We start from the raw sequence: 22,301 nt of genomic DNA on the forward strand, positions 1-22,301 counted from the left end.
GTTCAGCTATGTGCTGACGGGGGCTTTTTTGTGTTCGGGCGACTGTTCGACAGGACCAAACGTAAGACACCGCATGTGCGATGGCCGGATGTTGCGTCCGTCCCAGCGCCTTGAGGCACAAAATCCGGGGTCAGAACGACAAACACAGTAAGGAACGAAGACGGTGAGCGCACCTACCGCACGGCCCGGGCCTTCCGCCCGCAGGCCAGCGCCTTCGGCGAATCAGCAGGCATCGCCTGCTGTGAACGTGACATCCGCGGCCACCCGCCGCCCGCTCCCGCCCGAGCGGGTCACCGGCGCGCAGTCGGTGGTCCGGTCCCTCGAGGAGCTCGGTGTCGACACCGTATTCGGCATTCCCGGCGGCGCGATTCTTCCGGTGTACGACCCGCTGTTCGACTCGACCAAGGTGCGCCACGTCCTCGTTCGGCACGAGCAGGGCGCTGGTCACGCGGCCACCGGTTACGCGCAGGCCACCGGCAGGGTCGGAGTGTGTATGGCGACATCCGGTCCGGGCGCGACCAACTTGGTCACCCCGATCGCCGATGCGCAGATGGATTCGGTTCCGATCGTGGCCATCACCGGTCAGGTCGGTCGTGGTCTGATCGGCACGGACGCGTTTCAGGAAGCCGACATCTCCGGCATCACCATGCCGATCACCAAGCACAACTTCCTGATCACCGAGGGTGTCGACATCCCGCGGATCATCGCGGAGGCGTTCTACCTGGCCGCGTCCGGGCGGCCCGGCGCTGTGCTCGTCGACATCCCGAAGGATGTGTTGCAGGCGCAGACCACCTTCAGCTGGCCGCCGGAGATGCGACTGCCCGGCTACCGTCCGGTGACGAAGCCGCACGGCAAGCAGGTGCGCGAGGCCGCGCGGATGATCATGGATGCCAAGGCGCCGGTGCTCTACGTCGGCGGTGGCGTCATCAAGGCCAACGCCTCGGCCGAGCTGCTGGAACTGGCCGAGCTGACCGGCATCCCGGTGGTCACCACGCTGATGGCACGCGGCGCTTTCCCGGATAGTCATCCGCTGAACATGGGGATGCCCGGCATGCACGGCAGGGTAGGCGCGGTCGCGGCACTGCAACGCTCGGACCTGCTGATCACTCTCGGCGCGCGTTTCGACGACCGCGTCACCGGTCAGCTGGACTCCTTCGCCCCCGGTGCCAAGGTGGTCCACGCCGACATCGACCCGGCCGAGATCGGCAAGAACCGGCACGCCGATGTCCCGATCGTGGGCGACTGCCGAGAGGTGATCGTCGAACTGATCGAAACACTCAAGGCCGACCCGATGGCGGGCGACGCTCCACTGTTGTCGTTGGGCGAGTGGTGGACCTACCTGGGCGGCGTCCGCGACGCGTACCCGCTGGGGTGGACCCCACCCGCCGACGGGTCGCTCTCGCCGGAGTTCGTCATCGAGGCACTCGGCCGGCTGGCCGGTCCGGACGCGATCTACTGCGCGGGTGTCGGGCAGCACCAGATGTGGGCCGCTCAGTTCATCAAGTACGAGAAGCCGCGTTCGTGGCTGAACTCCGGCGGTCTCGGAACCATGGGCTACGCGGTCCCGGCTGCCATGGGCGCCAAGATGGGTGCGCCGGACAAAGAGGTGTGGGCGGTCGACGGCGACGGCTGCTTCCAGATGACCAACCAGGAGCTGGCCACCTGCGCCGTCGAGGGCATACCGATCAAGGTCGCGTTGATCAACAATGGCAACCTCGGCATGGTTCGGCAGTGGCAGACGCTGTTCTACCAAGAGCGCTACTCCAACACCGACCTCGGCACGCACACCTTGCGCATCCCCGACTTCGTGAAACTGGCCGAAGCACTCGGCTGTCACGGCATCCGGGTCGAGCGGGAAGAGGATGTGGAGGCCGCCATCCGCGAGGCGCAGTCGATCACCGACCGTCCCGTGGTGATCGATTTCATCGTCGGCAAGGACGCCCAGGTGTGGCCGATGGTCGCGGCGGGCACCAGCAACGACGAGATCATGGCCGCTCGTGGCATTCGCCCGCTGTTCGACGACGACGAACAAGCTGCCGAGCCCTCCGTCATCCACGAGGCGATGTCACACGAGAAGAACAAGGTGAACGAAGGATGAGCGAGAGCGCACACGGTGCAACCACCGCGGTGGCCGTGACGGAACCGAGCATCAGCGAGGCGCAGGCATGAGCACCACGCATACCCTCAGTGTTCTCGTCGAAGACAAACCGGGCGTGCTGGCGCGGATCGCGGCCCTGTTCTCCCGCCGCGGCTTCAATATCGAATCGCTCGCGGTCGGCGGCACCGAGCTCCCCGAGATCTCGCGCATGACCATCGTCGTCACTGTCGAGGACCTGCCGCTCGAGCAGGTGACCAAGCAGCTCAACAAGCTGGTGAACGTCATCAAGATCGTGGAGCAGGATGCCGACAGCTCGGTGGCTCGCGAACTGATCCTGGTGAAGGTGCGCGCCGACGCCAGCGTGCGGACGCAGGTGATCGAGGCGGTGGGGCTGTTCCGCGCCAAGGTGATCGACGTGTCCCCGGACGCGCTGACCGTCGAGGCGACCGGAACCCGCTCCAAGCTCGATGCGTTGCTGCGCATGCTCGAGCCGTACGGCGTCCGCGAGATCGTGCAGTCCGGCGTGGTCGCGGTGGGGCGTGGACCGAAGTCCATCACCGCTACCCGATGACGGGGCAGCACCGGTGGGGCCGGCCGACCGGTGCTGGCCACACGCTAGTCTTTCTGCGATCGACGGTTGGCGTGCCGCTCTTCCCGCGCACGCGGGAATGATTTCTCCCCGCCTGTGCGGGAGTGATCCGATCCAGAACAACATTAATCAACACCTGCGTGAGCATGGTGTGCCCCGCCCAGCGCGGGGATGATCCCGGAAGGAACCACAGTGGCAGTCGAGATGTTCTATGACGACGACGCCGACCTGTCGATCATCCAGGGCCGCAAGGTCGCTGTCATCGGCTACGGCAGTCAGGGGCACGCGCACTCGCTGAGCCTGCGCGACTCCGGTGTCGAGGTGCGGGTCGGCCTGGCGGAGGGTTCGAAGTCGCGTCCGAAGGCCGAGGAGGCGGGTCTGACCGTCGGTACGCCGGCCGAGGTCTCCGAGTGGGCCGACGTCATCATGGTGCTCGCGCCGGACACCGCGCAGGCGTCGATCTTCGCAGGCGACATCGAGCCCAACCTGAAGGACGGCGACGCGCTGTTCTTCGGTCACGGCCTCAACATCCACTTCGGCCTGATCAAGCCGCCGGCCAATGTCACCATCGGCATGGTCGCGCCGAAGGGCCCCGGCCACCTGGTCCGTCGTCAGTTCGTCGACGGCAAGGGCGTTCCGGCCCTGATCGCCATCGACCAGGACCCGAAGGGTGAAGGTCAGGCGCTGGCGCTGTCCTACGCGAAGGGCATCGGCGGCACGCGCGCCGGCGTCATCAAGACCACCTTCAAAGAAGAGACCGAGACCGACCTGTTCGGTGAGCAGGCCGTGCTGTGCGGTGGCACCGAGGAACTGGTCAAGACCGGTTTCGAGGTCATGGTCGAGGCCGGTTACGCGCCGGAGATGGCCTACTTCGAGGTGCTGCACGAGCTGAAGCTGATCGTCGACCTGATGTACGAGGGCGGCATCGCGCGGATGAACTACTCGGTGTCCGACACCGCCGAGTTCGGTGGCTACCTGTCCGGCCCGCGCGTCATCGACGCCGGCACCAAGAAGCGCATGCAGGATATCCTGCGCGATATCCAGGACGGCAGCTTCGTCAAGCGTTTGGTCGCGAACGTCGAGGGTGGCAACAAGGAGCTCGAGGCGCTGCGCAAGCAGAACGCCGAGCACCCGATCGAGGTCACCGGCGCCAAGCTCCGCGGCCTGATGAGCTGGGTTGATCGCCCGATTACCGAGACCGCCTGAGTCTCCGGCTGATTCGCACGGTGGCCCGCTCCGAACACGGAGCGGGCCACCGGCATTTTCGGCGTACTGGCTACTGCCGAAAAGGCCACGCGGACGCTGCTGGCGGAACTGGCGGTAGTAGGCGGATTCCCCGAGGTTGATCGGCCTGCACCGTGGTCCACGATGGTGTCGGTCGGTTACTCGCTCGTAGTGCGCCGAGCGCCTACTGTTCTCGGGGGACGACAGGGTCGGGGGAACCGTGCCCGAAAATCTCTGCCCGAACGGATTGTGAACCTTGCCGAAATCGTCGAATCTCGACCTCATCGCGAATGTCCCGAGTCCGGCGTCGGCCGGACGGCGCCCCGAGGCGATCCACCGATTCCTCGTCAAACCCGCCGATGCCGGCATCGTCGGATCGGTCGACGGCGGCAAGCTTCTCGAATGGATCGACAAGGTCGCCTACGCGGCGGCGGCCCAGTGGAGTGGTCGATACTGCGTCACCGCCTACGTCGGCAATATTCATCTCGATCGGCCGATCGCGGTCGGTGAGCTGGTCGAATTGCACGCGAGTCTGGTCCATACCGGGCGGACCAGCATGCACATCCTGGTCACCGTCTATTCGACCGATCCCACGCGGGTCAAGCCGGTGCAGTCGGCCCAGTGCCTGACGATCTTCGTGGCGGTCGACGACGACCGGCGTAACGTCGAAGTGCCGCAATGGAATCCGACGACAATCCTCGAGTTGCAGCGGCATCGGCAGGCCCGGGCTCGGATTTCGGTACGTAAGCGCATCGAGGAAGCGATGGCAGTTCAGCGGTATACGGCCGCGGGCACCGCGCCGAGCGCCACGCTGCGATTCTTGGCAGCGCCGTCGGACATCAACTGGGGCGGCAAGGTGCACGGTGGCCGAACCATGCAGTGGATCGACGAGGCAGCCTACGTGTGCGGCGCCGATTGGGCCGGACTGCACGTCATCACGTCCTACTTCGGCGGAATTCGCTTCTACCGGCCGATCGTCATCGGTCACGTCGTCGAGGTCACCGCCCGGCTGATCCATACCGGCCCGCGCAGCATGCATGTGAGTGTGCACGCCACCTCGACCGACACCCACTCCGACGAACCCGCACTGGCAGCGCACGGACTCGCCGTGGTCGTGGCGGTCGACGACGACGGAAAAGCGCGAGCGGTGCCGCAGTGGACACCGGTCTCCGAGGAAGACCAGGCGCTCGACGCGCACGCCCGGCACCTCGTCGACTTGCGTGCGCTGGTCGAGCCGTTCACGCCGGCGAGTGCCCTGCCGGCCGACGCCGAACCCAGTCATTTCCGGGTGCCGACGCCGAGCTGAGGTCGGAATTCCGCGTCTGAACCACGGTGTGCTTTCCGAGCGTGCGGGCGTCCGCCGTACCGTCGGTGATGATCTCCGCAACAGTGTGCGAAGTGACCGTGCCGACTCGGTTCAGGCGTCGATGACCGGCGGCAAGCCAGCCAGCGCCGACTGGTATTCGCCAACGATCCGGGCCACGATGTCGGCCGCCGGCAGGACGGAATCGATGAGCCCGGCCGACTGGCCGGCCTCGACCTTGCCCTCGGCGACATCACCGTACAGCGCGGCGTCTTTCAGGGTCGATGCCTGGAACATCTTGCGGCGCAACGCTTCTTCGGCTCCGGTCGCTTCGAGTTCGAGCATGCGCGCGGTGAAGTCGTTGCCGAGAGCGCGGATGACACCGAGGCCGTGCCCGACCGTGCGGGTGGCGTCGACCCCCGCGTCGAGCACCGCACGCTTGTAGGCGTCGTGGACGGTCGCCTCCGTGCTGGCGAGGAATCGCGTGCCGAACTGGGCGGCGCCGGCGCCGAGTGCGAGCATCGCGGCGAGCCCGGCGCCGTCGGCGACCCCGCCGGACGCGATCACCGGTACGGACGCGACCGCGCGGGTCACCGCGCGCACGAGAACCTGCGTGGCGACCATCGCCGGCGGCGGGTGTCCACCGGCCTCCGCGCCGACGACGACCAGCGCGTCGACCCCCGCGTCGGCGGCCTTGCGGGCGTGTTCGACGCCGGCGACGACGTGCAAACAACGGGTGCCGACCGCATGGAATCGACCGAGGTATCGCCGCGGTCCGCCCTGGGACGCGATGAGCACCGGGGGACGACGTTCGAGCAACAGGTCGATCACCTTGTCCGCGTCCGCGCGGTACAGCGGGAGGTTCACCGCCCACGGACGGTCCGTGCCCGCGGCCATCTCGTCCAGGGTGCGTTCGAGGTCGGGCAGCCGCATCGGGCCGGCCGCGACGACGCCGAGACCGCCCGCGTTGCTGACCGCGAGCGGCAGCGTCGAACAGGACGAGGCCCAGGACATGCCGGCCTGCACGATCGGCAGATCGGTGCCGAGCAAGTCGGTCACCGGAGTCACGATGCGGGTCACGCGTCCACCCCGGCCTGTTCCAGCAACGCGCGGGCATGCTCGGCGAGCCGGTTCTTCTGCACCTTCGAGCTCGCGGTCATCCCGATGTCTTCGAAGCCGTCGACGATGCGCAGGTGCCGCGGGACTTTGAAGCCGGCCATCCGCTCGCGCGCCCACGCCAGCAGTTCCTCCTCCGTGACGCCGTGCGCGGTGAGGACGACGAAGGCGAACGGCACCTCGACCAGCCGAGCGTCCGGGACGCCGACCACGGCTGCCTGCCGGACCAGCGGGTGCCGGTGCAGGGTGTCCTCGACATCGGCGGGCGCGACATTCTCTCCGCCAACGCGGATGATGTCCTTGGTCCGGCCGACGAAGTGGAACCGGCCGGTCTCGTCGAGCGTGCCGACGTCGCCGGTGGCCAGCCAGCCCTCGGCATCGATCGTCTCGGCGGTCTTCACCGGGTCGTCGAGGTAACCCACCATCACATTCCAGCCGCGGACCAGGACCGACCCCGGCTCGCCGGGAGCGCAGTCCCGGATGTCGTCCAACGCGCGGATCCGGACTTCGACCCCGGGCTGGACCGCCATCGCGCCGGACGCGCGGATCTCCTCGGGCTCCCACCAAGCCGACTGGGCCACATTCGGTGACGCTTCGGAGAGGCCGTAGCCGACGACGCACTCCCTGGCGCCCAGCTCATCGATGACCCGGCGGGCCACGGTGGGCGAGGCGGCTACCCAGGCGCCACGCAGGTGCAGGGTGCGGCGGGCGCGGTCGGGGTGGTTGAGCAGCAGCAACGCGATGGTGTCGTTGCCGGAGAAATGTGTGCAGCGCTCGGCTTCCAGCAATCGCAGGGCTTCGCCGGGCTCGAACTTCGGCATCGTCACGAGGGTGGTGACGTGCTGCAATGACGCCAGCACCGACAACGTGCTGCCGGCGACGTGGAAGAACGGCCGGGCCGAGTGGAACCGGTCGCCGACGCGCAGGCCCATGCGTGCGCCGGAGAAGAACGCGTCGGCGCACATGTTGCGGTGGGTGAGCAGGACGCCCTTCGGTCGTGCGGTGGTGCCGGAGGTGTATTGGACGAGCAGCTCGTCGTCGGGGGTCGCGACGGGTGCCGGGATGCGGCCGGTGCCTGCGTCGAGGAAGTCCGTCCAGGCGGTGGCATACGCGGGTACGTCGTCACCGAGGACGACAACCGACTTCAGGTCGGGCAGGGTGTCGGCGCCGTCGGCGCCGATGCCGAGTTCACCGAGCAGGGCGGTGAAGTCGACGTTCAGTACGCGGTGGGCGACGAACAGTGTGCTGACTCGGGCGTGGGCCAGCGTGTAGTGCACTTCGTCGGCGGTGAACCGCGTGTTGACCGGTATGGCGACCGCGCCGGCGGAGCCGATGGCCAGAAACAGTGCGACCCAGTCCGGGCCGTTGCCGAGGCAGATTCCGACGCGGTCGCCGCGGCCGATACCGGCGGCGGCGAGCCCACCACGGACGCGCTCGACCCGCGCGGCGAGGTCACCATAGGTGATCCGCTCGTCCGCTGTGACGACGGCCTCGACGTCCGGGGCGAGCAGTGCCGCACGGGCAAGCGCTTCGTGCGTGGTGAGGGGACAGGCGTCGCGCAGCTCGATCACTTTTCTTCTCCGTTCCCGGCGGCGAAGCGGGCGATACCGTCGCGCCATCCGCCGTCGGCGAGGCATTGTTCGATGGCGGCCATCTCGATCCGGATACCGCGGTCGAGGTCGGTCTCCGCGCCCAGGTCGACGGCACGCTTGGTCAGCGCGATGGCCAGTGGCGGGGCTTTCGCGATGCTGCGGGCGGTTTCGGCACCGACGTCGGCGAGTTCGCCGGGCGGGACGACGCGGGTCACGATGCCGAGTCGGGCGGCCTCGTCGGCGTCGAGCGTGCGGTTGGTGAACAGCAGTTCCTTGGCTCGGCGCTTGCCGATCACCCGCTGTAGGCGCTGCGTCGCGCCGACCGTGCCCCAATGTGGTTCGGGGAAGCGGAAAACCGTGCCTTCGGCCGCGATGGCGAAGTCCGCGGCACAGGTGATTTCGCCGCCTGAGCCGACGACCGCGCCTTGGACCAGAGCGACCACCGGTCGACGGCATTGCTCGATGGCGGCGTATGCGGCGAAGGACGCGACTCGGCGTCGCCGAACCCAGGCGGCGTCCTTGCCGGTGCGTTCCTTGAGGTCGGCGCCCGCGCAGAACACCGGCCCCCGCGCGCTCAGGAGCACGACGCGGACGTCCTCGTCGGCGTCGATCTGCTCGAACGTTTCGCGCAGCTGCCGGCACATCGGCAGGTCGACGGCGTTGCGTGCCTCGGGCCGGTCGAGTTCGACTCGCGCGATCCCGTCGGCTACCTCGAGCCGCACGCGCACTGGTTCGTCCATGGTCAGATCACCCCTGCGGCCCGCAGGCCCTCGATCTCTTCGGCGGTCAGCCCGGCCAGGCCCGCCAGCACATCTTCGGTGTCGGCGCCGAGCATCGGTGGCACACCGACGGGCGGCGGATCCCCGGCAGTCTCGCGCAACGGCGTTCGCAGAGCAGGGAACAGCCCCTCGGTCGGGTGCGTGAACTCGCCGACGACACCGCGTGCCACAGCGTGCGGATCGGCCAGTGCCGCCCGCACCGAGCGGACCGCGCCGGCCGGTACATCGGCCGCGCACAGCTCTTTGACCAGTGCGTCACGGTCGTGCTGGGCGATCGCGCCACGCAGCGCCTTCATGACCCGCGCCCGCTGCTCGACGCGCCCGGAGTTGTGGCGTAGCACCGGATCCGCGGCCAAGTCGTCGAGCCCGAGGACCGTGCACAGCGGAACCCAGTGCTGGTCGCTCCCGCTGATGTGCAGCCATTCGCCGTCGCCTGCCTGGAACGCCGCCGAGGGCACCCGTCCGGGGTGCTCGGTTCCGGTCCGCGCCGGATCCTCGTCGAGCGCGAAGAGTCGGGCCGCGTTCAGGGCGTGCAGGCTGAGTTGAACGTCCATCATGGAAACGTCGAGGTGGCGGCCGCGGCCGGTCGCCGCACGCCCGGCCAGTCCGCTCAGCGCCGCGATCACCACCCAGAGTCCGGATGTCATGTCCGCGACCGGGATACCGGTTTTCGACGGGGGCCCGGCAGGTTCTCCGGTCATCGCCATCACACCCGACAGCGCCTGGAAGACCGTGTCGTATCCCTTGCGCGTACGGTCCGGGCCGGTTTGGCCGAACCCGGTCGCGGAGACGTAGACCAGAGCCGGGTTGTCGGCCGAGAGGTCGGCGTACCCGAGACCGAGCCGGTCCATCGCGCCGGGCAGGAAGTTCTCGACGACGATGTCGGCGCGAGTGGCCAGCCGACGGGCGACGTCCTGGCCGCGCGGGTCCTTCAGGTCGAGCGTCACCGACCTCTTGCCGCGATTGAACGCGAAGAAGTAAGCGCTCTCCCCGTGCGGCAGTCGGGGTTCGAAGCCGCGGGTCTCGTCACCGGACCTGGGCCGTTCCACCTTGACCACGGTGGCGCCGAGCTCGGCGAGGACCTGGGTCGCCAGCGGCGCGGCGAGCACTCGGGAGAAGTCCAGCACCGTGATCCCGGTGAGTGGGCCGGTCATTGACGGAACCCCCGCATCAGCGCGTTGACGTCCTGGCCGGCACGCATCGCGGCGTCGGTCGGCAGGTCCGCCACCCGGTAGAACAAGTCCTTCGCCGCGGCGATAGCTCGCGGCTCGACCGCGGCCCACCGCTCGGCGATGTCCAGCGCGGCAGCCAGCACCTCGTCCGGCTCGACGACGCGGTTCACCAGCCCGTGCTGGGCCGCTTCGGCTGCGGTAAGTAGCCGACCAGTGCTCACCAGCTCGAACGCGAGTTTGCGGCCGAGGTGCTGCACGAGCCCGGTCATCACCAGCGCCGGGACGATCGAGTGCTTCAGTTCCGGGTAGCCGAACCGCAGGTCCGTCCCGGCGACGACCATGTCCGCGCCGATCGCCAGGCCGGCGCCGCCGCCGACCGCGACGCCGCGCACGGCGGAGATCACCGGCACGCTGAGCTGGCGCGCCTGGATCTGCAGTCGGGCGGTCAGCGCCGCGCGCTCCAGCACAGCGTCGGGCTGGTCCGGCGTCAGCTCCGAGAATTCGCCGAGGTCGGCGCCCGCGCAGAAGCCGCGTCCGGCGCCGGTCAGAACTACCGCGCGAATGTCGCGGTCGGTGTCGGCGGCCGCGAGGGCGTCGCTCAGCGCGCGGGTCAGTGCCGTGTTCAGAGCGTTGAGCTTCTCCGGGCGGTTCAGCGTGAGGACGCGGACGGGGCCGTGGTCCTCGGTGAGCAGCACTGCGGTGGGGCGGGCGATGTCGGGGATGACGGTCACGGTATCTCCTGGATCGGGGAGGGGATCAGGCGAGGGCGGCGGAACGGGCGAACCCGGCGCGGGCGACCATGCTGCTCAGCGGCCGGCCGAGTGCCGCCTCGCACGCGGCCGACGCCGCGGCCAGCTGGTCGAGATCGAGTCCGGTCTCGACTCCCATCGCGTCGAACAGGCTGACCAGGTCCTCGGTGCAGACGTTGCCGGTGAGCCCGGCACCGTAGCGGATGCCGGTCGGGTGGCCGCCGACGCCGCCGAACGCGGTGTCGAAGTGTCGGCACCCGGCCTCCAGCGCCGCCACGGCGTTCGCGATGCCGGTGCCGCGCGTGTTGTGGAAGTGCGCGACCACCGGGAATCCGGGATGCGCGCGCTGGATCCGGGTGAACATCGCGCGGACCGACGGTGGGGTCGCCACACCGATGGTGTCGCCCAGGGTCACCAGGTCGGCGCCGAGGTCGATGAACCGGGCCACGTCCTCGGCGACCCGGCCGGGGTCGACCGTGCCCTCGAACGGGCAACCGAATGCGACCGACACGACTCCCACCAGCCGGAACCGGCCGTCGGCGAGCCGGGCCATCTCGGTGACGCGCTCCCACTGCCCGGCGCGGGTGGTCCGGAGATTGCGTTCGGTGTGACTTTCGGTAGCCGAAACCAGCAGACTGAGTTCCTCTGCCCCATGCCCTGCTTCGAGATCGTCCACGGCGCGCCGTACCGCGCGCGGGTTCGGGCAGGTCGCCTTGAACGCGACGCCTGGCTTGCGGGTGATCGCCGCGAGGACCTGCGAGGCGTCCGAGAAGCCCGGCACCCGGTCCGGATGGCTGTAGCTGGTCGCCTCGATCCGCCGGAACCCGGCTGCCGCGAACGAGTCCAGCAGCGCGACCTTGGTCTCGGTCGGCACGAACTCGGGTTCGTGCTGGAGCCCATCGCGGGCGAAACACTCGCAGATCGTTACGGCGTCTGGCATCGAGCCACCTCCTCGTTGGTGGCTCCAGAACTACGCGGATCTGTTGATAAAGTCAACAGTTGAGGTCGGTGGCGTGGGCTCGCTCACGTTCCTCGACGGCCAGTGCGAGGTCGGCCAGCTTGTCCAGTGCGCGACTCAGGATCGCGGTCTCCTCGGTCGACAGCGCGGCGAGGAACTCCATGTCCCGTTCGTTTGCTGCGGTGATCAGTCCGCGGTAGACGCGAGTACCCTCGCTGGTCAGGGCGAGTTGCGAGGTCCGGCCCGAGCCGGCCGTCCGCTCGACAAGTCCACGCTCGGTCAGCCGGCTCACCGAGCGACTCATTTGGGCTTTGTCCAGCCCCGCGCGGCGGGCGAGCCGGTTGAGGGTCAAGGTTGGGTCGGCGGCGATGAGTGCGATTGCTCGCCATTCGCCAAGGCTGACGTCGAAATCCCGCCGGTAGCGCAACGCAGCGCTGCGCGACATTGCCGACGACGTGCGGGAGAGTCGGTAGGAGAGGAGTCCAGAAATAGGCACGAGTTCTCGGCCGTCCACGCGTTCCGCCATAGCCGGTCATCGTAGCCGCCACCGGATAAGTGTTGACAAACACAACACTTGGCATAGACACTTTGCCCTGCCGCCGGGGCACGCGACACAGCCCCGCATGACAAAGGAGTCGATTAGCCGTGGCCGAATCATCTGCCGTCACTGGACGGCCTGAAACGCCGGTGGACGGCGTCGACCGAGCGTCGACGTACCGGACCATCGCCTTGCGGGTCATGCCGCTGCTCGTGATCTGTTACGTCGTCAGCTACATCGACCGCACCAACATCGGCATCGCGCAGCAGGGCTTGCATCGCGATCTCGGATTCAGTTCCGCTGTCTACGGGCTCGGCGTCACTGTGTTCTTCGTCGGGTTCATCCTTTTCGAAGTCCCCAGCAACGCACTACTGGCGCGCATCGGCGCCCGCAAGACCCTCGTTCGTATCATGGCCTCCTGGGGCGTGGTGACGATCGCGACGATGTTCGTCCAAGACGAGACGACGTTCTATCTCGCGCGGTTCCTGCTGGGCGTGACCGAGGCCGGGTTCTTCCCCGGTGCGCTGTTCCTGCTGTCGCGGTGGTTCCCTTCGGCACGCCGGACCCGGATGACCGCGGTGTTCTTCATCGGTGTCCCGGTCTCCGGTGTGCTCGGCTCGATCATCTCCGGCTGGATCATGCATGCGCTCGGTGGGGTCGCCGGCCTGGCGGACTGGCAGTGGCTGTTTCTCGTCGAAGGCATCCCGCCGATCCTGCTGGCTGTGCTGGTGATGTTCGTTCTGGTCGACGAACCCGAGCAGGCGAAGTGGCTCAGCACGGCGCAGAAGGCCGCCGTCCGTGCGGACCTCGAGGCGGACCGGCTCGACAAGGGGGAGACGTCGCCGCACAAGGGTGGCATGCTCTCGGCGCTGCGTGACCCGAAGGTCTGGATCCTGGGCCTGTGCGCCTGCGGCGCCTATACGCTGGCCAACGCCGTGTCGTTCTGGACGCCGCGGATCATCGCGGAGGCCGGTGTCGGTGACGTGCTGAACCTCGGACTGTTCTCGGCGATCCCGCCGCTGCTCGGCATTGTCGTGATGCAGGTCGTCGGTCGGCACTCCGACCGGACTCTCGAGCGGCGCTGGCATGCGGCGACGAGCTGGATCGTCGCGGCCCTGGCCATGCTGGCGCTGTCATTCGCCGGCGACAACGTCGGACTGGTGATCGTCCTGCTCGCGGTGATGGCAGCGGCGCACTATTCCGGCCTGACGGTGTTCTACTCGATCCCGTCGATCTACCTGAGTGACCGCGCGGCGGCCACCGGCATCGCGATCGTGACGTCGATGGGTTCGTTCGCGGCCGCGGCGTCACCATCGCTGCTCGGCTTCATCAAGACGGCGACCGGCAGCCTGTCGCTGGGATTGGTCATCAGCTCGGGGATCGTGCTGCTCGCGGTAGTCGTCCTGCTGGTCGGAGTGAAGCCGGGCGACCTGAAGGAGAAGCACCGCTGAGCCGGTGTTCGGCATCATGAGGGCTTCAGGAAGCCGCCGCCCGCCCCCGATGACGTCATCGGGGGCGGGCGGCGTTCGGCGGTTCGGTGTTGTCGACTCGAGAAGCGTGACGGCGTCGCCCACGTGCGAGGTCGACGTGGCGAAGTCGGCATTCGGCGAGGACACTGAGGACGTAGTACCCACCTCGCCCCCAGGAGCACTGCGATGCCAACCAACGGACCTTTCGGCATCAATCCGGAAGATTTCGAACGCGCACTGCGTGGAGTGGGAACCGAACTCCGCGACCTGCTAGGGAAAGCCGGCGTTTATTTGGATCGCGTAGATCACGCGAGCGTCAATTCGCTGGCGTCGCTATTCGGTCAGTTCGTCCAACCGGAACGGCCGCATCCACCGGAATCCGAGGGGGAGACCACTGGTGAGACCGGCAGCGGGGTCTGGGCGATCTACAGCATTGATGACATCGGCGAGGCCAGGGTCGACCAGGTTTTCCCGAGCGAACTCGAGGCCTTACGCGCGCATCGCGATAACACCGATGATCGCCGTCGGGTGCGGTTTCTACCCTATGGCGTTCCGGCAAGTGTGTTGGATGTGCCCTGACGGCGCTGACTCGCTCCCTGAGTAGGGGCGTGCATATCCCGCAACCACACCGGGTGCGTGTGCGGGTGCGAGAGCACCCGCACACCCTATTTCACCTACGCGTGATCACGGCTGGCCGGTGGCGAAATCCTGTACGGCGTCGAGGAACTCCGGGCCGCCCATGACGTATCCGCCGACAAGTCCACCGAGCAGCGCACCCACGGGGATGCTGACCCCCCAGATCAAGATGAGAAACGCCCCGAGGATGCCGCCCACGATGGCACCGCCGACGACGCCGGGCAGGTTCTTGTTGATCTGCTCCCTGAGCCGGTCGTAGGAACTGATGTCGTTCAGTTGCGCGAGGTCCGCTGCCGTCGGTGTCAGCGTCAGCGTGCGGCCGTCCGCGCTGATCCGCTGCGCGATCGCGATCGAACGCCCGTCAGCGGCGTACTGTCGCGGCACCTCGGTCACCGCCGCGCCGTCGCCGGAATCGAGCAGCACCGCACCGTTCTGCGCGATCTCGAACCTGCCATTCTCGACGGTGGTGACTATGACCTTGTCGACCGGCGAAACGGTGATCTGGTAGTTGATTCCGTGGTCCACACCGGAACTCGTGCCCCCCGCAATCACCGCGGTCGACCGCTCCGTTACGGCTTGCTCCGCATGGGCGGTCGCTGCAGTGATACCCACGGCTGCGATGGTCATGAAAACGGCAGCGGTGATCTTCTCGAACTTCATCCTTCGAACCCCTCCACTCAGCTGCCCCTGATGGGCGGACCGAGTCAGACCTTAGGCGGTGTCGAATCCAGGTGTCGGTAACTGGAGGTTCGAGGGGGTGTTTCCACGCTGTCGATGAACATCGGTGTCGGTGCGGCCAGGAATCGCGGCTGCCCGTTTTCGATGATGTGGTGTCAGACTCGCTCGAATACCGCGGCCAGTCCCTGTCCGCCACCGATGCACATGGTTTCGAGGCCGTAGCGACCTTCGCGTCGATCGAGTTCACGCAAGAGGGTCGCCAGGATCCGCGCGCCGGTGGCGCCGACCGGATGTCCGAGGGAGATTCCGGAGCCGTTCGGATTGACCCGGGCGTCGTCGGGTTCGATCTTCCAGGTCCGCAGCACTGCGAGGGTTTGGGCGGCGAACGCTTCGTTCAGTTCGATCACGTCCATGTCATCGAGCGTGAGATTCAGTCGTGCCAGCGCCTTTTCGGTGGCGGGGACGGGGCCGATGCCCATGGTTCGTGGTGGGACACCCGCCACCGCCCAGGAGGCGAGTCGGGCCAGTGGGCGCAGGCCGAGTTCGCGGGCTTTCTCGGGTGTGGTGACGACGCAGAGCGCCGCACCATCGTTCTGTCCACTCGCGTTGCCTGCGGTGACTGTCGAATCCGGGTCGATACCCACGCGGATCGGGCGCAGGCGGGCTAGCGTCTCCAGGCTGGTGTCGGCCCGGGGATGTTCGTCGGACTCGACCAGCAGGGGTTCCTGTTTGCGTCTCGGCACCGCGACCGCCACCATCTCGGCGGCGAAACGCCCGGCATCCTGCGCGGCGACCGCACGCTGGTGTGATTGCACCGCGAGCGCGTCCTGATCGGTGCGACTGATCTGGAATTCGGCGCGCAGGTTCTCGGCGGTCTCGATCATCCCGCCGTCGACCGGAAAGTTTCTGCCGCCGGCGGTGACCCGAGCGCGGGCAAGTCTGTCGTTCAAGGCGAAGCCTTCGCCGGTGACGCCCCAGCGGATGCCGGTGGCGTAGAACTCCGTCTGGCTCATGGATTCCACGCCGCCCGCCAGCACCAGATCGCTACCACCGGTCTGGACCTGCATGCAGGCTTGCAGGATTGCCTGCAGACCTGATCCGCAGCGTCGGTCCACCTGCTGGCCGGGGACCGTGGTCCCGAGATTCGCGTCCAAGGCGGCGATGCGTCCGATCGCCGGGGCTTCGCCGTTGGGGGAGGCCTGTCCGAGGATGACGTCGTCGACCTGGCTGCCGTCGATGCCGGTGCGGATGAGCAACTCGGTGATCACGGTGGCGGCGAGAGCTTGCGCGGGAATATCTTTGAAGACTCCGCCGAACCGGCCCACAGGTGTGCGCAGCGGTTCACAGATCACGGCTTCGGGCATGGCGTTTCCTCGTGGTCTTTCCTGATGTCAGGTGTGGGATTGCATTCGAGCCAGGTCCAGGTCGATGGCCGAAGTGGTCTCGAGCAGTGCTGGCAGGAGATTGTCGCGGACCGCTTCCATCGAATAGCGCGCCGCTTGGGTCGAGATATTTACCGCGGCGACGACGGCGCCGCTGCGATCGTGGACGGGGGCGCCGAGTGAGCGCAACCCCTCCTCGAGTTCTTGGTCGACGATGCAGTAGCCGTCCTCGCGGACCTGGTTCAGTTCCGCGCGCAACTGCTCGACCGTGTCGATGGTTTTTCCGGTGAGCGGGGAAAGGGTCACCTCGGACAGATAGTCGTCCAGCGAGTCCTCGGACAGACCGGCCAACAGCACCCGTCCCATCGAGGTCGCGAACGCGGGAAAGCGGGTGCCGATGTTGATCGAGACCGTCATGATCCGGCTGACCGGTACCCGCGCGACGTACACCACGTCCGCCCCGTCGAGAATCGACACCGAGGTGGATTCGTGCACCCGCTCGGCCAGCGTTTCGAGATGGGGTCCGGTGACATCGGGCAGGCTGAGACTGGACAGGAAGCTGTATCCGAGCTCGAGGACCCGCGGGGTGAGCCAGAACAACGACCCGTCGGTGCGCACGTATCCGAGTTCCACCAGTGTGAGCAGGAAACGTCGGGCCGTCGCCCGGGTCAGGTCGGTGTCCTTGGCGACCTCGCTGAGCGTGCGCCGTGGGTGGTCGGCATCGAACGAGCGGATGACGGCCAGGCCGCGGCCCAGCGACTGCACATAATCCGGCGAGGGTTCGGTCATGGTCGGTGCGGTTGCTCCTTTCGGGTGGGCGCGGCCGCGCCTATGCCGTCGGCGAGCGCTGCTTTCCGAGCCCGAAGGCAGGTTACTGTTCGGCACGCCCGCAGAGATCGCGGCGTTCGGGAACGCGTCGGCGAGCTGATCGGGGTGTAGCCCGGCTTGTCGCCTGGTGCCAATGTGCCTGTCGAGTCCATCGCTTGCGCGGCCCGCGGCGTGGGCAGCCCGGTGGCAGAGGCCACCAGCTGCGACTGCGGGCTTCCCTTCAGGCCGGTGCGGTCGGAAAAAGGAGAACGACCTCTCGGCTCCGCCCGCACCGCCGCACCGTGTTCGCCAAGCGAACGTTTCTTCGCCATGCGAACAGCGTAAGTGATGGCGATGGTCCGAATCAAGATTGTGTTCGCTATACGCACAGTTGTTCATCTGGCGTACATTGGGTTAGTGTTCGTCACGTGATGGACAAAGTCATTGCCACAGCCGCCGAGGCCGTCGCCGATATCCACGACGGTGCTTCGCTCGCGGTCGGTGGTTTCGGCCTGGTCGGTGTACCTGAGGTGCTCATCGAGGCGCTTTTCGAGCGAGGCGCCACCGGCTTGGAAGTCGTCAGCAACAATTGCGGCACCTCGGGGGTCGGCCTCGGCATACTCTTGGCCGCTCATCGCATCCGCCGCACGACGAGTTCGTACGTCGGCGCCAACGAGGAGTTCGCGCGCCAATACCTGGCCGGCGAACTCGAGGTGGAGCTGATTCCGCAGGGGACGCTCGCCGAACGAATGCGCGCCGGTGGTGCGGGGATTCCGGCGTTCTATACCCCAGCCGGTGTGGGCACGCAGGTCGCCGACGGCGGGCTGCCGCTGCGCTACGACGGCGCGGGCGGGATCGCCCTCGCGAGTCCGCCGAAGGAAACCCGGGTCTTCGACGGGGTCACCTACGTCATGGAACACGCCATAGTCACCGACTACGCCTTGGTCCATGCCTGGAAGGGGGACCGGCACGGCAACCTCGTCTACCGCCGCAGCGCGCGCAACTTCAACCCGCCTGCCGCCACCGCGGGCCGCATCACGATCGCTCAGGTCGAACACCTGGTGGAGCCGGGCGAGCTGGATCCCGACGCGGTACACACCCCGGGCATCCACGTCCAGCGGGTGGTACACGTCGGCAAGGTCGAAGTCGGGATCGAGAAGAGGACGGTACGGGCATGAAACTGACCCGGGAACAGATGGCGGCGCGCGTCGCTCGCGAGCTGGCGGACGGCCAGTACGTCAACCTCGGCATCGGCATGCCCACCCTCGTGCCGAATTACCTCCCCGACGACATCACCGTCGTCTTGCATTCGGAGAACGGCGTGCTCGGCGTTGGACCGTACCCGACCGAGGAGGAGCTCGATCCCGAACTGATCAATGCGGGGAAGGAGACGATCACGGCATTGCCCGGAGCGTCGTACTTCGACTCCGCGCAGTCGTTCGGCATGATCCGTGGTGGCCAGGTCGACGTCGCCGTGCTCGGTGCCATGCAGGTCAGCGCGCAGGGCGATCTGGCGAACTGGATGATCCCGGGGGCGATGGTCAAGGGTATGGGCGGCGCGATGGATCTCGTCCACGGCGCCGGCCGGGTCATCGTGATGATGGAGCACGTCTCCCGCAACGGGGCACCGAAAATCGTCGAACAATGCACCTTGCCGTTGACCGGGCTGCGCTGCGTGCACCGGATCATCTCCGATATGGCGGTGCTCGATGTCACCGACCAGGGGTTGGTGCTGGTGGAGACCGCTCCAGGTATCAGCGTCGATCAGGTCCGCGCTGCTACCGGCGCCGACATCGCGGTCGATGCGCCGGTTGTGGCCGTGCGCTGATCGGGGTAATTCGTTCGATCAGGTAACTCGCGTCGAAGGACGCACTCGGGAAATGCAGAACGCATTGGTGAAAGCGGGTGTGGTGAACAGGAAAGGCGCGCCGCGGCCGACGAGCACGTCTCTTGCGCAGTTCGGTGACCGCCATGACCGAGGATTGGTCAGCGCCGCACTTCGGTGACCTGCACCGCCCGGCCCGCGCGCCGCGACAGTTCGCACGCCTCAGCAATATAGAACGCCTCCAGCGCATCTGTCGGGCTGCAAGGATTATCGCGTGCACCGATCGCGACTTCGGTGAAGGCGGCCAGCTCTTCCGCGTACGCAGAGCGAAACCGCTCCATGAAGCCCGCGTAGCGAGGACCGGGAGAGGGAGCGTAGTCGGGTTCGACCGAAGTCAACGGCGCGCGGTCGTCCAGGCCGACGATGGCGTTTCCCTTGGAGCCCAACGCTTCCAGTCGGACGTCGTACCCGGCTCCGTTGTACCGGGTCAGGGAGACGGTGGCCAGGGTGCCGTCGTCCAACCGTAGCGCCACCGCGGCGGTGTCGACGTCACCCACGTCGGCGAAGAAGGATTCCCCGCGGTTGGCGCCGACCGCGTGGACCTCGATGATTTCGCGTCCGGTCACCCATCGGATGATGTCGAAATCGTGCACCCCGCAGTCCCGGAACAATCCACCCGACCGCGCGACGTATTCGGCGGGCGGTGGTGCTGGGTCGAGGGTGGTGGCGCGTACGGTGTGCAGCCAGCCGAGTTCACCAGAGGCCACGGCATCGCGCGCGGCGCGATATCCGGCGTCGAAACGGCGTTGGAAGCCGATCTGGACCGGGACGGGTGAGTTCTGAAGGCGGTCGATGACGGCGAGGGTGCCTTCGATGTCGGCGGCGACCGGTTTCTCGCAGAAGACCGGGATACCCGCGTCGACGGCGCGGGTGATGAGTTCGGGGTGGGAGTCGGTGGCGGTGGCGATGACCAGGCCGTCGAGGCCGGCGGCGAACAGGGTGTCGAGGTCGGGGGCGAACTCGACGCCGAACTCGGTGGCGGTGGTGCGGGCCCGGTCGGCGTCGGCGTCGGCGACATAGACCGTGGCGACGTTTGGGAGATTCCGCAGGGTCGCGACGTGCGAGGTTCCGATCCGGCCGGTTCCGGCCAGTCCCAACGTGACAGCTGTCCGGGATGTCATAGGCTCTCCTTCTGGTGGAATCTCGGGGTGCGGATGCCCGATGAGGACTGTTCAGCGGCAGGGGGCGGTTGTGGTGGAGCGGATGACGAGGGCGGGCTCCACTCGGCGGCGGACCGGCGTGATGCGGCCGTCACGGAGGCGCTCGGCGAGCGCTTCGATGGCGAGGCGCCCCATCTCGACGCGGGGTTGATCGATGGTGGTCAGGGCAACGTGGCGCAGCGCGGCCAGCGAGGTGTTGTCGTAGCCGACGACCGAAACCTCCGCTGGCACCCGCAATCCCGATTCCTCCAGCGCGGACATCGCTCCGACGGCGTTGAAGTCGTTGCCGCAGACCAGGGCGGTGGGAAAATTGTCGCGGGAGAACAGGTTCAGTAGTTTCCGTACCGCGGCCATTCCCGCGGAGTCGGTGTGCTCGCTCGCGACGACCATCGGCTCCAGGCCGTGGCGCGTCATGGCGGAGCGGTAGCCCCTGCGGCGCGGCGCCGCGGTGAAGGCGGCGCCGCCGTCGAGGTGCACGATGCGCCGATGCCCTAGGGACACCAGGTGATCGACGGACAGGCTCGCGCCGATTTCACCATCGTCGTTGATCGTGTCGATGTCGGCGACGGTGCTGGTCCGGGAGACCAGTACCAGCGGAGCCTGTTGCGCCGCTTCGCGAATCGCGGCCGCGGGGAGGATGGGCGAGAGCAGGATGATGCCACCGGGGCGGAAGGACAGCAAACTCTCCAGTGCGGTGCGCTCACGGGCCGCGCTGCGGCGGCCGGTGTTGAGGATCAGTTCGAGGCCGAATTTTTGCGCCGCGGTGTCCATTCCCTCGACGACGTCGGCGAAGAAGGTATTGCGCAGGTCGGAGACCATGACACCGACGATGTTGGAGGTTCGGCTGGCCAGGGAGCGCGCCATGGTGTGCGGTTGGTAGCCGAGTTCTTTCGCGGCGTTCAGTACGGCTCGGCGGCGATGCTCGCTCACCTTGGGGGAGTCGCGCATGACGAGTGAAACGAGCGCGCGAGAAACGCCGGCGCGCTCAGCGACATCGTCCATGGTGGGCCGCGCCATGTCGCCGTCCTTCCGCGTTCGGTGATCTGTGCCGGGTGGACCTTACAACGACGTTGGTCGTCGATCAATAGAGCGCTCCAATTCAATGTAGCGTGCGCTGCGATCCCGATCTTCGTGCGAGAAATGCCTGTTAGGGCGGCAGATACGGCATGGTAGTCACTCTTGACACACTATGACCTGCGTTACATAGTTGGAGCGCTCCAATACTGCGGAGCGCGTCAACTCGACATCGAAGGTCGGAGAAGTGCCGATGACGGAATCGCTGTACCCGCTGCGCGTCGCGGCCGCGCCGATCTCCTGGGGAGTCTGTGAGGTTCCCGGCTGGGGGCAGCTGCTCGACGCGCGGACGGTCCTGTCGGAGATGGCCGCGCTGGGTCTGTCCGCCACCGAACTCGGCCCACCCGGTTATCTGCCGCGTGACCCGAATGAACTGCGACTGTTGCTCGAGACCTTCGGGATCGCCCCGGTCGGCGGGTTCCTCGCGCTCGTGCTGCACCGCGATCGACACGACGCGATCGCGCAGGCGAAAGACAGTGCCGCGTTGCTGTCGGCCACCGGCGCCGAGGTCCTCGTCCTCGCCGCCGCGACCGGACTCGACGGGTACGACGCGCGCCCGCACCTCAGCGACGCCGAATGGCGGACGCTGACGGACACTGCCGCAGCCATCCGCGACGTCGCCGCCGGGCACGGCCTGCGCACCGTAGTGCACCCGCACGTCGGCACGAACGTGGAGAGTGCGGCCGAGGTCGAGCGGTTCCTCGCCGATAGCGACCTCGATCTGTGCCTGGACACCGGGCATCTGCTGATCGGGGGCACCGACCCGGTGCGTCTCGCGCGGCGCCATGCCGAACGGATCGGACACATCCACCTCAAGGACGTCCGCAGCGCGCTGGCCGACCAGGTGCGCGGCGGACAGCTGGACTACAGCGAGGCGGTGCGCCGCGGGCTGTATGTCCCCCTGGGCGAGGGCGATGTCGACATTGCGGCGCTGGTGCGTAGCGTGCAGGCTGCGAATTATCGGGGCTGGTACGTGATGGAGCAGGACACGATCCTCGGGGCGACCGACTCGGCGCAACTGCCGAGCCGCGACGCCGAACGGAGTCTGCGTCATCTCGCGGACATCGCGCCCGTCTCGGCACGAATCTAGTG

The 22,301-nt window shown here is 67.5% G+C and carries 21 protein-coding genes; 9 read left to right on the forward strand and 12 right to left on the reverse strand.

The window, feature by feature from the left end; translation table 11 throughout:
* Positions 1 to 163 precede the first annotated feature (163 nt).
* From AB0C34_RS02760 to AB0C34_RS02775, 4 genes are all read left to right on the forward strand, one after another.
* On the forward strand, positions 164 to 2,098 hold the full coding sequence (locus tag AB0C34_RS02760) for an acetolactate synthase large subunit (protein ID WP_357066789.1): 1,935 nt from the start codon (positions 164 to 166) through the stop codon (positions 2,096 to 2,098).
* A 67-nt stretch (positions 2,099 to 2,165) separates the two neighbouring features.
* A complete protein-coding gene (gene ilvN, locus AB0C34_RS02765; protein ID WP_357066791.1) occupies positions 2,166 to 2,669 on the forward strand; it encodes an acetolactate synthase small subunit in 504 nt (167 codons plus the stop codon).
* Positions 2,670 to 2,891: 222 nt separating this feature from the next.
* A complete protein-coding gene (gene ilvC, locus AB0C34_RS02770) occupies positions 2,892 to 3,893 on the forward strand; it encodes a ketol-acid reductoisomerase (protein WP_357068414.1) in 1,002 nt (333 codons plus the stop codon).
* 274 nt (positions 3,894 to 4,167) lie between these two features.
* Positions 4,168 to 5,217: a hotdog domain-containing protein gene (locus AB0C34_RS02775; RefSeq protein WP_357066793.1), complete on the forward strand. Its 1,050-nt coding sequence runs from the start codon at positions 4,168 to 4,170 to the stop codon at positions 5,215 to 5,217.
* A gap of 111 nt (positions 5,218 to 5,328) precedes the next feature.
* On the opposite strand, the gene AB0C34_RS02780 is transcribed toward AB0C34_RS02775, so the two are convergent.
* Genes AB0C34_RS02780 through AB0C34_RS02810 form a run of 7 tightly spaced genes read right to left on the reverse strand, consistent with a single transcriptional unit; the run spans position 5,329 to position 12,106 of the window.
* Entirely contained in the window at positions 5,329 to 6,294 is a 966-nt protein-coding gene (locus AB0C34_RS02780; protein WP_357066795.1) for a nitronate monooxygenase, read from the reverse strand.
* Positions 6,291 to 7,901, reverse strand: coding sequence for an AMP-binding protein (locus tag AB0C34_RS02785; protein WP_357066797.1), 1,611 nt, complete (start codon positions 7,899 to 7,901; stop codon positions 6,291 to 6,293). The genes AB0C34_RS02780 and AB0C34_RS02785 overlap by 4 nt, the downstream gene beginning before the upstream one ends.
* Positions 7,898 to 8,662 (reverse strand): enoyl-CoA hydratase/isomerase family protein, encoded by a 765-nt coding sequence (locus AB0C34_RS02790; protein WP_357066799.1) that lies wholly within the window; start codon positions 8,660 to 8,662, stop codon positions 7,898 to 7,900. The genes AB0C34_RS02785 and AB0C34_RS02790 overlap by 4 nt, the downstream gene beginning before the upstream one ends.
* 2 nt (positions 8,663 to 8,664) lie before the next feature.
* A complete protein-coding gene (locus tag AB0C34_RS02795; protein WP_357066801.1) occupies positions 8,665 to 9,855 on the reverse strand; it encodes a CoA transferase in 1,191 nt (396 codons plus the stop codon).
* The gene (locus AB0C34_RS02800) at positions 9,852 to 10,604 is read right to left on the reverse strand and encodes an enoyl-CoA hydratase/isomerase family protein (protein WP_357066803.1); all 753 of its coding nucleotides are present in this window, start codon (positions 10,602 to 10,604) and stop codon (positions 9,852 to 9,854) included. The genes AB0C34_RS02795 and AB0C34_RS02800 overlap by 4 nt, the downstream gene beginning before the upstream one ends.
* A 25-nt stretch (positions 10,605 to 10,629) precedes the next feature.
* Positions 10,630 to 11,562 (reverse strand): hydroxymethylglutaryl-CoA lyase, encoded by a 933-nt coding sequence (locus AB0C34_RS02805; protein ID WP_357066805.1) that lies wholly within the window; start codon positions 11,560 to 11,562, stop codon positions 10,630 to 10,632.
* Between the two features lie 52 nt (positions 11,563 to 11,614).
* Positions 11,615 to 12,106, reverse strand: coding sequence for a MarR family transcriptional regulator (locus AB0C34_RS02810; RefSeq protein WP_357066807.1), 492 nt, complete (start codon positions 12,104 to 12,106; stop codon positions 11,615 to 11,617).
* A gap of 119 nt (positions 12,107 to 12,225) precedes the next feature.
* Between AB0C34_RS02810 and AB0C34_RS02815 the strand changes: the two genes are divergently transcribed.
* Positions 12,226 to 13,569: an MFS transporter gene (locus AB0C34_RS02815; RefSeq protein WP_357066809.1), complete on the forward strand. Its 1,344-nt coding sequence runs from the start codon at positions 12,226 to 12,228 to the stop codon at positions 13,567 to 13,569.
* Positions 13,570 to 13,773: 204 nt separating this feature from the next.
* Positions 13,774 to 14,166: a hypothetical protein gene (locus AB0C34_RS02820; protein WP_357066811.1), complete on the forward strand. Its 393-nt coding sequence runs from the start codon at positions 13,774 to 13,776 to the stop codon at positions 14,164 to 14,166.
* A 105-nt stretch (positions 14,167 to 14,271) separates the two neighbouring features.
* Here the strand turns inward: AB0C34_RS02820 and AB0C34_RS02825 are convergent, their stop codons facing one another.
* From AB0C34_RS02825 to AB0C34_RS02835, 3 genes are all read right to left on the reverse strand, one after another.
* Positions 14,272 to 14,883, reverse strand: a complete 612-nt coding sequence (locus AB0C34_RS02825; RefSeq protein ID WP_357066813.1) for a hypothetical protein — start codon at positions 14,881 to 14,883, stop codon at positions 14,272 to 14,274.
* A 173-nt stretch (positions 14,884 to 15,056) separates the two neighbouring features.
* Complete coding sequence (locus AB0C34_RS02830) at positions 15,057 to 16,265, reverse strand: acetyl-CoA C-acetyltransferase (protein WP_357066815.1); 1,209 nt, start codon at positions 16,263 to 16,265, stop codon at positions 15,057 to 15,059.
* Between the two features lie 27 nt (positions 16,266 to 16,292).
* Positions 16,293 to 17,072 (reverse strand): IclR family transcriptional regulator, encoded by a 780-nt coding sequence (locus AB0C34_RS02835; RefSeq protein ID WP_357066817.1) that lies wholly within the window; start codon positions 17,070 to 17,072, stop codon positions 16,293 to 16,295.
* 449 nt (positions 17,073 to 17,521) lie between these two features.
* On the opposite strand from AB0C34_RS02835, the gene AB0C34_RS02840 reads away from it, so the two are divergent.
* Both AB0C34_RS02840 and AB0C34_RS02845 read left to right on the forward strand, forming a co-directional pair.
* Positions 17,522 to 18,268 carry a CoA transferase subunit A gene (locus AB0C34_RS02840; RefSeq protein WP_357068416.1) on the forward strand — a complete coding sequence of 249 codons (747 nt, stop codon included), beginning with the start codon at positions 17,522 to 17,524 and terminating at the stop codon, positions 18,266 to 18,268.
* Entirely contained in the window at positions 18,265 to 18,918 is a 654-nt protein-coding gene (locus tag AB0C34_RS02845) for a CoA transferase subunit B (RefSeq protein WP_357066819.1), read from the forward strand. The genes AB0C34_RS02840 and AB0C34_RS02845 overlap by 4 nt, the downstream gene beginning before the upstream one ends.
* Before the next feature lie 158 nt (positions 18,919 to 19,076).
* Here AB0C34_RS02845 and AB0C34_RS02850 read toward each other — a convergent pair whose 3' ends face one another.
* Both AB0C34_RS02850 and AB0C34_RS02855 read right to left on the reverse strand, forming a co-directional pair.
* Positions 19,077 to 20,096 carry a Gfo/Idh/MocA family oxidoreductase gene (locus tag AB0C34_RS02850; RefSeq protein ID WP_357066821.1) on the reverse strand — a complete coding sequence of 340 codons (1,020 nt, stop codon included), beginning with the start codon at positions 20,094 to 20,096 and terminating at the stop codon, positions 19,077 to 19,079.
* A gap of 51 nt (positions 20,097 to 20,147) precedes the next feature.
* Positions 20,148 to 21,152, reverse strand: coding sequence for a LacI family DNA-binding transcriptional regulator (locus AB0C34_RS02855; RefSeq protein WP_357066823.1), 1,005 nt, complete (start codon positions 21,150 to 21,152; stop codon positions 20,148 to 20,150).
* A gap of 250 nt (positions 21,153 to 21,402) precedes the next feature.
* Here AB0C34_RS02855 and AB0C34_RS02860 point away from each other — a divergent pair, with 250 nt between their 5' ends.
* A complete protein-coding gene (locus tag AB0C34_RS02860) occupies positions 21,403 to 22,299 on the forward strand; it encodes a TIM barrel protein (protein ID WP_357066825.1) in 897 nt (298 codons plus the stop codon).
* Positions 22,300 to 22,301: the final 2 nt, after the last annotated feature.

It is taken from the genome of Nocardia sp. NPDC049220 (genome assembly GCF_040647855.1).
Lineage (GTDB): Bacteria > Actinomycetota > Actinomycetes > Mycobacteriales > Mycobacteriaceae > Nocardia.